13 protein-coding genes and 1 tRNA gene are annotated in these 12,637 nt (G+C 73.1%); 8 read left to right on the top strand and 6 right to left on the bottom strand.

What is annotated here, in order from left to right; genetic code table 11:
- Window positions 1–64: 64 nt before the first annotated feature.
- Both SMD11_RS19690 and SMD11_RS19685 read left to right on the top strand, forming a co-directional pair.
- Window positions 65–505, top strand: coding sequence for a hypothetical protein (locus SMD11_RS19690; RefSeq protein ID WP_087927693.1), 441 nt, complete (start codon window positions 65–67; stop codon window positions 503–505).
- 165 nt (window positions 506–670) lie between these two features.
- Window positions 671–1,798, top strand: coding sequence for a questin oxidase family protein (locus tag SMD11_RS19685; protein WP_087927692.1), 1,128 nt, complete (start codon window positions 671–673; stop codon window positions 1,796–1,798).
- 56 nt (window positions 1,799–1,854) lie between these two features.
- Here the strand turns inward: SMD11_RS19685 and SMD11_RS19680 are convergent, their stop codons facing one another.
- On the bottom strand, window positions 1,855–2,649 hold the full coding sequence (locus SMD11_RS19680) for a dioxygenase (protein WP_087927691.1): 795 nt from the start codon (window positions 2,647–2,649) through the stop codon (window positions 1,855–1,857).
- 129 nt (window positions 2,650–2,778) lie between these two features.
- On the opposite strand from SMD11_RS19680, the gene SMD11_RS19675 reads away from it, so the two are divergent.
- Window positions 2,779–3,339, top strand: a complete 561-nt coding sequence (locus SMD11_RS19675) for a MarR family winged helix-turn-helix transcriptional regulator (RefSeq protein ID WP_087927690.1) — start codon at window positions 2,779–2,781, stop codon at window positions 3,337–3,339.
- Between the two features lie 109 nt (window positions 3,340–3,448).
- On the opposite strand, the gene SMD11_RS19670 is transcribed toward SMD11_RS19675, so the two are convergent.
- Both SMD11_RS19670 and SMD11_RS19665 read right to left on the bottom strand, forming a co-directional pair.
- Window positions 3,449–4,957, bottom strand: coding sequence for an MFS transporter (locus SMD11_RS19670; protein WP_087927689.1), 1,509 nt, complete (start codon window positions 4,955–4,957; stop codon window positions 3,449–3,451).
- An 81-nt stretch (window positions 4,958–5,038) separates the two neighbouring features.
- On the bottom strand, window positions 5,039–5,683 hold the full coding sequence (locus SMD11_RS19665; protein WP_087927688.1) for a TetR/AcrR family transcriptional regulator: 645 nt from the start codon (window positions 5,681–5,683) through the stop codon (window positions 5,039–5,041).
- Between the two features lie 358 nt (window positions 5,684–6,041).
- On the opposite strand from SMD11_RS19665, the gene SMD11_RS19660 reads away from it, so the two are divergent.
- A complete protein-coding gene (locus SMD11_RS19660; RefSeq protein WP_087927687.1) occupies window positions 6,042–7,340 on the top strand; it encodes a M6 family metalloprotease domain-containing protein in 1,299 nt (432 codons plus the stop codon).
- Here SMD11_RS19660 and SMD11_RS19655 read toward each other — a convergent pair.
- A complete protein-coding gene (locus tag SMD11_RS19655; protein ID WP_087927686.1) occupies window positions 7,306–7,932 on the bottom strand; it encodes a TetR family transcriptional regulator in 627 nt (208 codons plus the stop codon). The two genes, SMD11_RS19660 and SMD11_RS19655, sit on opposite strands and share 35 nt — an antisense overlap.
- A 106-nt stretch (window positions 7,933–8,038) precedes the next feature.
- Between SMD11_RS19655 and SMD11_RS35915 the strand changes: the two genes are divergently transcribed.
- From SMD11_RS35915 to SMD11_RS19640, 3 genes are all read left to right on the top strand, one after another.
- Window positions 8,039–8,188, top strand: coding sequence for a hypothetical protein (locus SMD11_RS35915; protein ID WP_087927685.1), 150 nt, complete (start codon window positions 8,039–8,041; stop codon window positions 8,186–8,188).
- A 1-nt stretch (window position 8,189) separates the two neighbouring features.
- The gene (locus SMD11_RS19645) at window positions 8,190–8,579 is read left to right on the top strand and encodes a hypothetical protein (protein WP_087927684.1); all 390 of its coding nucleotides are present in this window, start codon (window positions 8,190–8,192) and stop codon (window positions 8,577–8,579) included.
- Between the two features lie 44 nt (window positions 8,580–8,623).
- Window positions 8,624–8,696: transfer RNA gene (locus SMD11_RS19640), tRNA-Arg, on the top strand.
- A gap of 98 nt (window positions 8,697–8,794) precedes the next feature.
- Here SMD11_RS19640 and SMD11_RS19635 read toward each other — a convergent pair.
- Window positions 8,795–9,295, bottom strand: coding sequence for an RICIN domain-containing protein (locus tag SMD11_RS19635; protein WP_087927683.1), 501 nt, complete (start codon window positions 9,293–9,295; stop codon window positions 8,795–8,797).
- Window positions 9,296–9,839: 544 nt separating this feature from the next.
- Window positions 9,840–10,301 carry a hypothetical protein gene (locus SMD11_RS19630; protein WP_087927682.1) on the bottom strand — a complete coding sequence of 154 codons (462 nt, stop codon included), beginning with the start codon at window positions 10,299–10,301 and terminating at the stop codon, window positions 9,840–9,842.
- Between the two features lie 213 nt (window positions 10,302–10,514).
- Between SMD11_RS19630 and SMD11_RS19625 the strand changes: the two genes are divergently transcribed.
- Entirely contained in the window at window positions 10,515–12,632 is a 2,118-nt protein-coding gene (locus SMD11_RS19625) for a restriction endonuclease (protein WP_199843912.1), read from the top strand.
- Window positions 12,633–12,637 lie beyond the last annotated feature (5 nt).

The raw sequence follows: 12,637 nt of genomic DNA, 5'->3' as shown, positions 1-12,637 counted from the left end.
CCCCCGGCCCCGGGTGTGCCCTGGTGTACAGACAGAGCGCGCGCCGCCATGAGAGGAGCCCGCGATGCCGACCCACTCGATCATGCCCGGGCGTCACCACCACGCCCACGAGGGCCCCGGGCCGGTGGCCCGCGGTACCCACCTCCCGCACGCCGGCCGGGAAGGCCGCTGGACCCGGGACGTCCCGATCGCCGGCGGCGTCGTCCTCGGCCTGTACGCCACGTACCTCGCGAGCCAGAACGGGTTCTCCACGCTCGGGTACTGGATGATGGGGCTCGCCGTCGCCGTCGTCTCGATGGGCATCGGCTACGTCCTCATCCGGCAGCGGAACCGGATGGTCGCCGAGGTCCGCGCGGCCGCCTTCGGCACGCTCTTCGGCTGCTGCATGGGCTTCCTGCACAGCCTCGGCGGCGGCACGGTGCTGCGTGCCTCGGAGATCGGGCTGCTGCTGGGCCTGGGGATGGGCCTGGCCTCGTACTACGTCTTCTACTGGCACGAGCACTGACCCCTCCCGGCCGCCCGTCCGCGGGGCCCGGGCGCCGCCTTCCCCCTCCGGCGCCCGAGCCCCGCGCCGCGCTGCCCGAAAGGGGCGGAACCGACCGGACAGGGTCCTCGGATGTAGGTCCGGAGACCGTTCCGCGCCCCTTACCGGCACCCCTAGCGTGAGGGGATGGCCGACATCGAAGCGCGTGAGACCCCCACACCCGTCGCCACCTCCCCCGCCCCGTGCGGAACGCTCGACGAGGCGCTCGAACGCCTCCACACGACAGGCCCGGAATTCGAGGGCTGGCTGAGCAACCACGCCCCGATGGCCGTCGAGGCGCTCGTCCGGCACGGGCAGGCCGCCACTGTGCACCCGTGGCTGGACGCCTACCGCACCCGGCTCGACGAGCTGCCCGGCGCCCACTACCCCGTGACCGAGGCCAACTGGCGGGAGGCCCTCGGCGACCCGCGCCGCGCCGGCGACTGGGTCCGTCACTTCACCCGGCTGCTCGCCGAGCGCCCCTGGCGCGACGTCCTCGCCGAGTGGTGGCCCCGGCTGCTGCCGGGCATCACGGCCGCCGCGACCCACCCGGTGATCCGCGTCGGCCATGCCGTCCGGACCCTGCTCGACGGCGACGACGGTGGCGACGGCGCCACCGGGCCGCGCGTGGCCGAGCTGGGTCACGCGCTCGGCTACTGGGCCGCCCGCCACCAGCCGCTGCCCGTGCCCGTCCGACTCGGGGCCCCCGGCACCCCGGGCACCCTCGGCGCGGCCGAGGCCCTGGCCGCCGTCCCGCGCGTACCCGACCAGCGCGGCGGCATCCGCGACCGGCTCGCGCAGCTCCCCTCGGCCCCCGGCTGGCCCGCCGGGGCCGCGACGCTGCGCCCGGCCGCCGGGCCCGACGAGGCACGGGAGCGGCTCACGGAACTGGTCCGCGAGGCGACGACGCGGTACGCGGCCTACGGGCACGGCAGCCCCGTGATGCTGGTGCACGCCGCGACCGCGCCCAACGCCGTCCTGCGCACCCTGCCCGCCCTGCCCCGCGAGCTGTGGGCGGCGAGCCTGGCCGCCGCGTGGGAGGCGAGCGCCGCGGTGATCACGGCCTACTCCCCCGCCGGGCCCGCGGAGCCGCGGCGGGCCGGTGCCGTCCCCGCCACCGCCGAGGAGGTCTTCGCGCGGGCGGCCGCGCACGGCGACGCGCACACGATCAAGTTCACGGACACGGCGCTGGACGTCGCCGCGGCCGAGCCGGAACGGGCGCCGCGGGTCTGGGCGGCCGCCGCCGCGAGCTGCGAACTGATCCCGCCGGCCTGATGGGGAGGGCCCCGGCCCCGCCGCACCCGCCCCCGGTCACAGTCACGGTCACGGCCTCAGCCGAACTGGAGGGACCGCTTCGCCAGGCCCATCCAGAAGCCGTCGATGACGCTGCGCTGCCTGTCCAGCTCGTCCTCGGCGGCACCCATCGTGACGAACAGCGGCGCGAAGTGCTCGGTGCGCGGGTGGGCCAGTCGGGCCGCCGGGGACTTCCGCTCGAAGTCCAGCAGCGCGTCGACGTCCTGCCCTTCGAGCGCCTCCCGCCCCCACGCGTCGAACTCCGCCGACCAGCCCGGCGGCGTGGGCCCGGTGTGCCGCAGCGCGGCCAGGTTGTGGGTGAAGAAGCCGCTGCCGACTATCAGCACGCCCTCGTCGCGCAGCGGCGCGAGCCGGCGCCCGATCTCCATCAGCCGCCGCGGGTCGAGGGTGGGCATGGAGACCTGGAGGACGGGCACGTCCGCCTCCGGGAACATCTCGACCAGCGGTACGTACGCGCCGTGGTCGAGCCCCCGGTCCGGGATGTCCTGGACGGGCGTACCGGGCGCGCGCAGCGCCTTGCGGACCTTCTCCGCGAGCCCGGGGGCGCCGGGCGCCTCGTACCGGACCCGGTAGTAGTGCTCCGGGAAGCCCCAGAAGTCGTAAACGAGCGGGACGGTCTCCGTGGCGCCGAGGGCGAGCGGGGCCTCCTCCCAGTGGGCGGAGATCATCAGGATCGCCTTCGGGCGCGGCAGGCCGGCGGCCCAGGCGGCGAGCTGGCCGGGCCACAGCGCGTCGTCCGCGAGCGGCGGGGCACCGTGGGAGAGATAGAGCGTGGGCATCCGCCCGCCGGCGGGGGTTGCGGTGACCTGCATGGGCCCTCCAGGCTGTTCGAGGGGCAATGCTTGAACTCTCAAGCGTCTTGGTTCGAGCTTAGCCCTGCTTTATTTAAACTTCAAGGATTGAGTACCAAGAGGAAGCCGGTGGGTGAAACAGTGGATGTCATGACCAAACGACGCGCAGCGGACGCAGGGGACACGGCGGCCGAGCAGGCCCCGACGCACGCCGCGACCCCGGCGGCCGGGGAACCGCGCTGGCTCAGCGCGGAGGAGCAGTGCGCCTGGCAGGCGTTCCTGAACGCCACCACGCTCCTGGAGGACCACCTCGACCGGCAGCTCCAGCGCGACGCCGGCATGCCGCACATCTACTACGGACTGCTCGTCCACCTCTCCGAGGCGCCGCGCCGGCGGCTGCGGATGACCGAGCTGGCCCACGACGCCAAGATCACCAGGTCCCGGCTCTCGCACGCGGTCGCCCGCCTGGAGAAGTACGGCTGGGTCCGGCGCGAGGAGTGTCCCTCCGACAAGCGGGGGCAGCTCGCCGTCCTTACGGACGAAGGCTTCGAGACGCTGCGGAAGTCCGCGCCCGGCCATGTGGCCGCGGTCCGGGGCGCCATCTTCGACCGGCTCACGCCGGAGCAGGTCGACCAGCTCGGCGACATCTGCCGGACCATCGCGAACGGCCTCCAGCCCGCGTCGGGCGCGGACCTGCCCTGGCTGCGCTGAACGGCGGGCGCGCGCCCGCACACACCCTCCCGCGGTCACCCGCACGCGGGCATGTGTAAGGCCCTCCGCCCATGGGCGGAGGGCCTTACACGCAAGGAACCGGCGCTCGTCAGTGCACCATGACCGGCACGGAGTCGGCGGCCTCGGCGCCCTCGCCGTCACCGGAGGCGACGGTGTGGCCGCCCTGGTGACCGGTGTTGATCGCGACGAAGGCGATCAGCGCGGACAGCGCCAGGATGCCGACGGCCCACCAGATGGCGGTGGAGTAGCCGTGCACCATGGACTGGAGCTTGAGCATCTCCACGGACTTGGCGCCCGCCATGTGGGACGTGGCGTAGGCCGTGGTGGCGCTGGCGGCGATGGTGTTGAGCAGGGCGGTGCCGATCGCGCCGCCGACCTGCTGCGAGGTGTTCACCATCGCGGAGGCGACACCGGCGTCGCGCGGCTGGATGCCGTGCGTGGCCAGGCTCATGGCGGGCATGAAGGCCGTGCCCATGCCGAGACCCATCACGACCAGGCCGGGCAGGATGCCGGTGACGTACGAGGTGCCCAGGTCGATCTGGGTGAGCAGCAGCATGCCGACGCCCGCGAGCAGGAAGCCCGGACCCATCAGCCAGCGCGGCGCGACCCGGGTCATCAGACGGGCGCCGATCTGCGTCGAACCGGCGATCATCGTGGCGATCATCGGGAGGAAGGCCAGACCCGTGGTGACCGGCTTGTACCCCTTGACCACCTGGAGGTAGTAGGTGAGGAAGAGGAACAGGCCGAACATCGCGATGGCGGCGAGGCCCAGCGAGAGGTACACACCGGCGCGGTTGCGCTCGGTGAGGACGCGCAGCGGCAGCAGCGGGGCCTTGACCTTGGACTCGACGACGACGAAGGCGGCGAGGAGCACGACGGCCGCGATGAACATGGCGATGGTGCTGCCGGAGGTCCAGCCGTCCGACTCGGCGCGGGTGAAGCCGTAGACCAGCGAGACCAGTCCGAGCGTGGACAGGACGACGCCGGGGATGTCGAGCTTCGAGGGGTTGCGGCTGCCGGCGGGCTCGTGGATCACGGCGATCGCACCGGCCGCGGCGACGACGGCGAACGGGATGTTCACGAAGAACGTCCAGCGCCAGTTCAGGTACTCGGTGAACACGCCGCCGAGGATGAGGCCGACACCACCACCGGCACCGGCGATGGCACCGAAGACACCGAACGCCTTGGCGCGCTCCTGGGCCTCGGTGAACATCACCGAGAGCAGCGACAGGGCGGCCGGCGCGAGCAGCGCGCCGAAGACGCCCTGGAGCGCGCGGGCGCCCAGCAGCATCCCGAGGTTGACCGCGGCGCCACCGAGCGCGGAGGCGAGCGCGAAGCCGATCAGACCGATGACGAAGGTCTTCTTACGGCCCCACAGGTCGGCCAGCCGGCCACCGAAGAGCAGCAGACCACCGAAGGCGAGGGCGTAGGCGGTGATGACCCATTGCCGGTTGCCGTCCGAGATGCCCAGGTCGGACTGGGCGGAGGGCAGCGCGATGTTCACGATGGTCGCGTCGAGGACGACCATCAGCTGGGCCAGGGCGATGAATATCAGCGCTTTCCAGCGCCTGGGGTCGGGAGTGGTGGTTTCTGGCATGGGAGTGCCTACCTCAGTGGTGCGTCGGTGGGACGGGCGGGCGAAAAGGGGTGGGGGTGGCGAAGTTCGTGGGGCGCGGGGTCAGCCGGGACACTCGGTGCGGCGCAGGTCCTCCAGGGTGACCGCGCTGCCGGGGAGCTCGGACCGGGCCGGGGCCATCAGCCCGTCGAGGAAGAGCTGGAGGTGCCGGTGCGCGAAGCGGTCGAACATCGAGCTGGCGCAGCTTCCGGGCAGCGGCCTGGTCAACTGGGCGATGGCGACCATCAGATCACCGACGTCGACGCCTTCCCGCAGCTGCCCGGAGACCCGGGCGGCGGCCATCAGCTCCTCGACCGCGCGGTCGACGCGCTCGCGCGCCACCACGTGGTCGGGGTGGGTCGGGTCGATGCCCTCCTGGAGCATCGCGCACAGCGCGCCCACCCGTTCGTCCACGGCGGCGTGGGCGAACCGCCTCAGCGCTCGGAAAGCATCGGGCTCCTCAGCTCTTGCTGCCTCCGCCTGATCCGCGACACGGGTCAGTACGGAGAGGGTGACGTGGTGGATCAGCTCGGACCGATCCGCGAAGTGCCGATACAGCGTGGCATTGCCGACCCCGGCTCGTCGAGCGATTTCATCGAGCGAGCCCTCGACCCCGTGTTCGACGAACGCTTCGCGGGCCGCGGAGACGATCCGCTCCCGGTTGCGGAGGGCGTCCGCGCGGAGGCGGGGCTGCTGGGCGGTGGCCATGTGTGGCACTCCTTCCTGGTCTTCCTGACGGGTGTGTCCGGCGCCGGTGACCGGCGCGCGGCCGGGCCGTGACGCCCGCGGGTGCCGGGGCGTAAGCGGGGAGCGATTCCCCGTTTCGCCCGGCGAAGGGTTAAACGGGGAGGAGCTCCCCGTTTATTTCCCGGCTCTTCCATGACGCACGTCACATCTCCTCGCGCTCCCCGCCGCGCCCCCTCGCACCCGCTCCGCACCCCCGAAGGGACCACGCGCGAACGCCCCGGCCCCCCATCTGCCACGGCCAGAGGGCGCGCGGCCGCGCCCCGGCACAGGGTGATCGGACAGAGCGGTCTTCCGTCGTACGCGGCTGGAGGTGGGCGGCATGCGGTTCCTGGCTCTCCTGGTCACGGCCTTCACCACGCTCGCCCTGACCGCGCCCGCGGCCTCGCGCGCCGAGCCGGTCGCCGAGCCCGGGCCCGCCGGGGAGCCGGTCACCCTGGATACGGACGGCCGGCGGCCGACCGGCCCGTGCGCGCTGCGCGGGATCACCGACAGCGTCTCCGAGGCCGCCGACACCCCGCCCGGCTTCGCCCCCTCGAACGGCACCGTGCGGGCCGTCACCCTCTTCGTCGACTTCCCCGACGCGCCGGCCGAGGGCACCCCGCAGGAGCGCTACGCCGAGTTCTTCCCGGCCGTCGCGGACTACTACCGGACGTCCTCGTACGGGCGGCTCGACTACCGCTCCACGCCGGTGCCGCGCTGGATCCGCATGTCCCGCAAGTACGCCGCGTACGGGATCGAGCGCGGCACCCCCTTCGAACGCGGCTACCGGGCCCTGTCGAAGGAGATCATCGACGCGGTCGACGACACGGTGGACTTCCGCCGCTTCGACCTGGTCAATGTGCTGGTGACGCCGAACGCGGGCCCGCCCGCCACGGAGGACGTGCAGTCCGTGACCTTCGCGGGCGCGCCCACCGGGCTCACCACCGGCGACGGCGTGCCGTTCAAGAACGTCTCGTTCATCTGGAGCCGGCAGACCGGGAACAGCCCCTACCGGGTCCTCAACCACGAGAACGCGCACACCTTCGGCCTCCCCGACCTCTACTACACCGGTCGCGGCAGCGGCCTGCTGAAGACCCCGGTGGGCCACTGGGACCTCATGGACGAGGACTGGGGGCCGTCCGACGACTTCCTCGCCTGGCACAAGTGGAAGCTGGGCTGGCTGGCCCCGGGGCAGGTGGAGTGCGTGCTGACCCCGGGCCCGCGCACGGTGACGCTGACGCCCGCCTCGGTCCCCGGCGGCACCAAGCTGACGGTCGTGCCGCTCTCCCGGACGCGCGCCGTCACCGTGGAGGCCCGCGCGCGCGGCCCGCTCGACCACACGGTCTGCCGCCCCGGGGTGCTCGTCACGACGCTCGCCACGGACGTCCCCTCGGGCGCCGGACCCGTCCACGTCTCGGACGCGACGCCGGGCAGCGACGGCTGCTGGACGACCGACCCGAACGTGAACCCGCAGCTCAGCGACGCGCCTTACGTCGTCGGGGAGCGCTTCTCGACGGGCGGGGTGCGCGTCGCGGTGACGGGCCGGGACGCGGACGGCAACTGGCGGGTCACGGTGGAGCGGCTCCGTCCGCCGTCGTCCCGGCTCAGCCGTCCCGCCAGTGGCTCCGCCCGACGCTGATCAGCCGCAGCTGCCGCCGGGCGGTGTCGGCGATCCGCCGGCGCTCCTCGGGACCGGCCGCCTCGATGAACGCGGACGCGGTCATCACCAGGTGGTCGACGTAGAGCCCCGCGAGCATCCGCACGTCCTCGGCGCTCCACCCCGCCGAGAGCTCCTGCGCGCCGAGGGCCGCGGCGACCTCGTCGCCGAACCGGTCCAGCTCGGCACCGATGGCCTCCCGGACGGCGCGCACCCCGCCGTGCCGCTCCCGCGCGATGAACCGTACGTGCGCCGGGTGCAGCTCCACGTGCGCCGCCACGGCCGCGACGCTGCCGTCGATGACCTCCTCGGCCTCCGACTGCTCCGCGAGCACGGCCCGCACCACCACGTGCAGGCTGCCCAGCGACTCCTCCACCAGGGCCACCCCGAGGTCGGCCATGTCCCGGAAGTGCCGGTAGAAGGCGGCGGGCGCCACCCCCACGACCCGGGTCACCTCCCGCAGCCCGAGACTGCTGAGGCTCTGCTCCTCCAGCAGCCGCAGCCCGGCGTCGAGGAGGGCCTGCCGGGTCTTCAGCTTCTGGGCCTGACGGACGCCGAGGGTGTTGCTGCTCATGGAGTCAGTAAACAACTGTTTGCCGGACGAGGCCAGGAGGGGGTACGCTCGAACCGCATTCAGTGAACAACTGTCACTACAACTGTTCACCGAGAAAGGAAGCGTGATGATCTTCCTCGTCGCAGCCCTCCTCGTCCTGGGGATCCTGGTGGGAGCCGCGGCACACACCCCGCTCCCGGTCCTCCTCCCGGCGGCCGGGGCCATCGCCCTCTGGCTGCTGGCCTTCTCGGTCCGCGAACACCTGAGGGAGCGCTGACATGACGACCAGGACGACGACCCGCGCGGCGGCGCCGGAGCGGACGACGACCGCGGGACCCGCCCCGGAACCGGCCGCTCCTGAGCGGACCACCCCGGAGCGCACCACCTCCGGCGGGATCTCCCCCGCCCCCGGCGCCGGACACCGCCCCCACCGCTCCGACGCGGACTCCATGGCCGTCTGGTCCTTCGTACTGGGCCTGGTCGGCCTGCTGATCTTCAACCTGGTCCTGGGCCCGGCCGCCCTGGCCCTGGCGACCCTGGCCCTCCGCCGGAACACCACCCGCCGGGGCCGCGCCGCACTGGGCCTGACCCTCGGCGCGGCGGACCTGATCGTCCTCGCGGCGCTCACGGCGACGGACCACACCCTCTCCTGGTCCCTCGCCACCTGACCCCCCGCCCCCACCACCCGCTACACTGACGGCGGCCCTGCCTCGCCTCCGTAGCTCAGGGGATAGAGCACCGCTCTCCTAAAGCGGGTGTCGGCAGTTCGAATCTGCCCGGGGGCACCGTGAAGGCCGGAGGCCCTTCCGTCGGACGTGACGGAAGGGCCTTCGGCATTTCGGGCGCCGGTCGGCGGGCGCCCGGTCCGCGGGGTTCGCGGTGGTCAGACGACGAGCGGCAGGTAGCGCTGGAGGTCGCCGCCGTTGCAGGCGCGGAGCGTCACCGCGTTGGCGGTGCCGTTGTCCTGGATACAGCCCTGCGGGTATTTACGGCTCTGGAAGGCCGAACCCGAGTCCTTGATGTCGTAATTCCAGTACTGCGACTGGAGATTGGTGTTGCACGTCTCCAGGGTGATCTCCTTGTTGATGCCCTTGGCCGTGAAGCACATGTTCGCGTGCCGCTTGCTCGCCACCTGGTAGCCCGGGTGCTTTCCGGTGACGAGGTGGAACTCCTGGTCGGTGGTCCCGTCGGGGTTGTACGACTTGGCGTGAGTGCCGCCGAACGCGTCGAGGTTGCGGTCCGTGCTGAAATTCTGGAACGTGTACCAGACGTCTCCGGGGTCGGCCGGGTGGCCGGCCGCGGCGGCGGTCCCGGAGGCCAGCAGGCCCCCGCCGAGCAGGGCGGCCGCGGTCACGGCGACGGCGGCGTTCCTGATCCTGGTCATGTTGCCTTCCTTTCCGACGGCTTCACTGCTGCCCGGGAGAAAACCTCGCCGGGCAACTTCCCGAGGCACTCGCCTCGTTCGAGGAACCTACGGCCCGGCACCCCGGGAAAACAGAGGTGTTTCGCGTCAGTGAATTTCCTTGAAAGCCGCGCGTTCCCCGCGGGCGCATTCCCGTACGGTCCGCCCTTCGGCAAGCGCACCGGGCGGCCAGTACGGAACTGGCCGTAAATCTTCACCGGGCGGGCGACCGGTGGACACGACTTCGCAGGCGGATAGCCGGTGCAAAGGAACGCGGCGCGGCCGGCGCCGTGGCGGCCGGGTGCGGAGCGGGAGCTTCCGGCCATGCCCGCCGGTTCCGCCGGCGTGCGCCCCGGCTCGAACCCGGCCCGGAACCGCCCCCGCGGCGGCGGGGACGGGGCGGCCGAATCGCCGACGAATCGGCCCCCGGAGGGTTTCCCCCGGGGGCCGTTCGCCCATTCTCCGATTTCCCTGAACCCTCTGAAGCCTCTGTTTTCCCTTTCCTTCTCCTGCCCCTCACACGCGCCTACTCCGGCGGTCCCTTGAGGTCGTTCACCGTGAGGTCCGAGAGCCTGACGGAGTACCAGATGTCAGCAGTGGCACCCGAGGGCCAGCGTTCGGTGACGACCACCGTGGAGTGACCCGCCCCGCTGCCCTCGTACCGGAGGGACCAGGACGACGGGGCGTCCTGGGCGCGGAAGACCGGATCGGCCCCGTGCAGCCGGGCCCAGCCGTCCAGCCGCTCGTTCAGCTCGGGCGCCAGGAAGCGGGCCCTGACCTGGGCCGGGGTGCGGTCGCCCGCGCCCAGCGTCGCGCGGCGGTACTCCTGGAGGAAGGCGTCGACGCGGGCCTCCGCCCGGGAGACCCCGGACGTGGCCGCCCGTACGCGCGGGCCCTCCGCCGCGACGGCCTGCGCCGTCAGCGGACCCACCGTCAGCAGCGCGGCCGCGGCGACGGCGAGGGCGGCGGGCTTCCGTAAGCGATTCATCGTTCGTTTCGGCGTGTTCATGATCTAAACGCGTACCCACCACCCGGCGCGTTACGCGCCGCGCGCGCCCCGGCGCTGCCGCACCGAGAAGATCGGTCCAGGCGGATTACGCCTACTAATGTGACTAAAGTCGACTCATGACCGCTGGTTTTCGGGGCCAGTGCGTGGCTTTTCCGGGACCCCGCAGGTCTCGGGGGGAGGACATGTATCCGCATGAGTCGTCGCTCCAACGGACTGATAGGCATCTGGGCCGAGGCGCAACGCCAGCAGCAGCGGCAGCGGGAGGCCGAGCACCGGGAGCGGACGCAGGCCCAGCGGGAACAGGAGCGGCAACAGCGCGCGTACGAACGTGAGGCCGCCCGGCTCGACCGCGAGCAGCGCGCGGCGTACCGGCAGCGGCGGGAGGCCGAGGCCCGGCGCCGCACCGAGGAGCTGGACGCGCGCGTCGCGGAGTTGACGGGCGTACTGCTCGCCGGCTGCGGCGAACCCGCCTTCACGACGGCCGCGCTGCGCCGCCCCGAGGAGGTCGAGCCGTTCCAGCCCGGCCACCTCGCCCGCCCCGTGCCCATGCCCGACCCCGCCCTCTACCGCTTCGCCCGTGGGCAGTTCGAGCAGGACTGGCAGGCGGCCCAGCTCGCCGAGGCCCAGCGGCAGCAGCAGCTGGCCGCCTACCGGCAGCAGTACGAGCAGTGGGCGGCCGACCGGCTCGCCGAGACCCGGACGCACAACGCCGGCGTCGAGGAGATGACCGCGGCGCTGCGCCGCCGCGACCCCGACGCCGTCGTCGAGTACTTCTCCGCCGCGCTCTACGCCTCCGCCGCCTGGCCCGAGGAGTTCCCGCACCAGGTCTCCGCCGCCTACGACCCGGGCGCCCGGCAGCTCGTGCTGACCTGGGAGCTGCCGGGGTACGACCTCGTGCCCGCGGCCAAGTCCGTGCGCTACATGCCCACCGCCGACCAGGACCGGGAGACCGCCCGGCCGGCGGCGCAGCGGCGGGCGATCCACCGCGACGTGCTGGCCCAGTCCATGCTGCTCGTCCTGCGCGAGCTCTTCGCCGCCGACGAGTTCGGCGCGCTGGAGTCGGTCTCGGTCAACGGCTTCGTCGACGACCACGACCCGGCCACCGGCCGCCGGGCCGAGATCGTGCTCGCGACGGTCACCGTCTCCCGGCCCGTCTTCGAGGGGCTGCGGCTGGAGCAGGTCAGCGCCGTGGACTGCCTCACCGACGGGCTCGGCGGCCAGCTGTCGGCCCGCCCCGACCAGCTCGCGGCGGTGCGGCCCGGCCGGCTGCCCGACGAGGTCGGCCAGGGCGTCGTCTCGCACGGCGGCGGCGAGGACCCGGACCTGTACGCCATGGACCCCGTCGAGTTCGAGGCGCTCGTCGCCCAGCTGTTCCGCGCCCGGGGCATGCGCGCGGTGATGACGCAGCGCTCCAACGACGGGGGCGTGGACGTCGAGGCCCTGGACCCGGACCCGATCAGCGGCGGCCGGATCATCGTCCAGGTGAAGCGCTACCGCAAGACGGTCCCGCCGACCGCGGTGCGTGATCTCTACGGGACGGTGCAGGGCGCCGGAGCGAACAAGGGCGTCCTGGTCACGACGTCGGGCTTCGGCCCCGGCTCGTACGCCTTCGCCAACGGCAAGCCGCTGACCCTGGTCTCCGGCGAGGAGCTGGTGGGGCTGCTGGGGCGGCACGGGCTGCGTGGCCGGCTGGGTGACACCAGCGCGACGCCGCGGCGGGGGGCCTCGGCGGGTACGGGCGCGGACGCGGGCGGTGCGGACGCCGGTACGGGCCCGGGTGCCGGGACCGGGGGCGCGGCGGGCGGCGGTGCCCCTGAGTCCGACGCCGCGCACAACGTCCTCGGCATGTCCTGGAGCGGCGGCGTCGCCCTCGACATCTGCGCCCTCGTCTGCCGGGGCACCCAGGTGCTCAGCGACGACCACTTCGTCTTCTTCAACAATCCGGCCACCCCGGACGGCTCCGTGCGCACCGTCCCGCCGTCCGCCGCGGACAAGGCCGCGGTCCGGGTGTCCTTCGACACACTGCCGGCCGACGCCGACCGGCTCGTCCTCGTCGCGGCCGTCGACCCCCAGATCGACCCCCTGGCCGATCTGACGGGCTTCACCGACGCCCTCATCCGCCTCCGCGACGCCTCGGGGGCCGAGCTCGGCCAGCTGGAGGTCTCCGACGGGCGGCCCGGGGAGACGGCGCTGGTCCTGGGCTCGTTCCGGCGGCGGGCGAACGGGGACTGGGACTTCGTGCTGGGTGGGCAGGGGTACGGGGGTGGGTTGGAGGCGCTGGTGCGGGAGTTCGGGATCGAGGTGGCGTAGGGGGT

This window comes from Streptomyces albireticuli, assembly GCF_002192455.1.
Classification (GTDB): domain Bacteria; phylum Actinomycetota; class Actinomycetes; order Streptomycetales; family Streptomycetaceae; genus Streptomyces; species Streptomyces albireticuli_B.
The sequence above is the reverse complement of the archived record's forward strand: the minus strand, read 5'-3'. Positions and strand labels throughout refer to the sequence as shown.

Coding starts and splice junctions, on each gene's coding strand:
- SMD11_RS35915 (WP_087927685.1), top strand. CDS start 8,039: ATGATCTTCCTCGTCGCAGCCCTCCTCGTCCTGGGGATCCTGGTGGGA.
- SMD11_RS19680 (WP_087927691.1), bottom strand. CDS start 2,649: ATGCAGGTCACCGCAACCCCCGCCGGCGGGCGGATGCCCACGCTCTAT.
- SMD11_RS19625 (WP_199843912.1), top strand. CDS start 10,515: ATGAGTCGTCGCTCCAACGGACTGATAGGCATCTGGGCCGAGGCGCAA.
- SMD11_RS19655 (WP_087927686.1), bottom strand. CDS start 7,932: ATGAGCAGCAACACCCTCGGCGTCCGTCAGGCCCAGAAGCTGAAGACC.
- SMD11_RS19630 (WP_087927682.1), bottom strand. CDS start 10,301: ATGAATCGCTTACGGAAGCCCGCCGCCCTCGCCGTCGCCGCGGCCGCG.
- SMD11_RS19675 (WP_087927690.1), top strand. CDS start 2,779: ATGACCAAACGACGCGCAGCGGACGCAGGGGACACGGCGGCCGAGCAG.
- SMD11_RS19660 (WP_087927687.1), top strand. CDS start 6,042: ATGCGGTTCCTGGCTCTCCTGGTCACGGCCTTCACCACGCTCGCCCTG.
- SMD11_RS19685 (WP_087927692.1), top strand. CDS start 671: ATGGCCGACATCGAAGCGCGTGAGACCCCCACACCCGTCGCCACCTCC.
- SMD11_RS19665 (WP_087927688.1), bottom strand. CDS start 5,683: ATGGCCACCGCCCAGCAGCCCCGCCTCCGCGCGGACGCCCTCCGCAAC.
- SMD11_RS19690 (WP_087927693.1), top strand. CDS start 65: ATGCCGACCCACTCGATCATGCCCGGGCGTCACCACCACGCCCACGAG.
- SMD11_RS19670 (WP_087927689.1), bottom strand. CDS start 4,957: ATGCCAGAAACCACCACTCCCGACCCCAGGCGCTGGAAAGCGCTGATA.
- SMD11_RS19635 (WP_087927683.1), bottom strand. CDS start 9,295: ATGACCAGGATCAGGAACGCCGCCGTCGCCGTGACCGCGGCCGCCCTG.
- SMD11_RS19645 (WP_087927684.1), top strand. CDS start 8,190: ATGACGACCAGGACGACGACCCGCGCGGCGGCGCCGGAGCGGACGACG.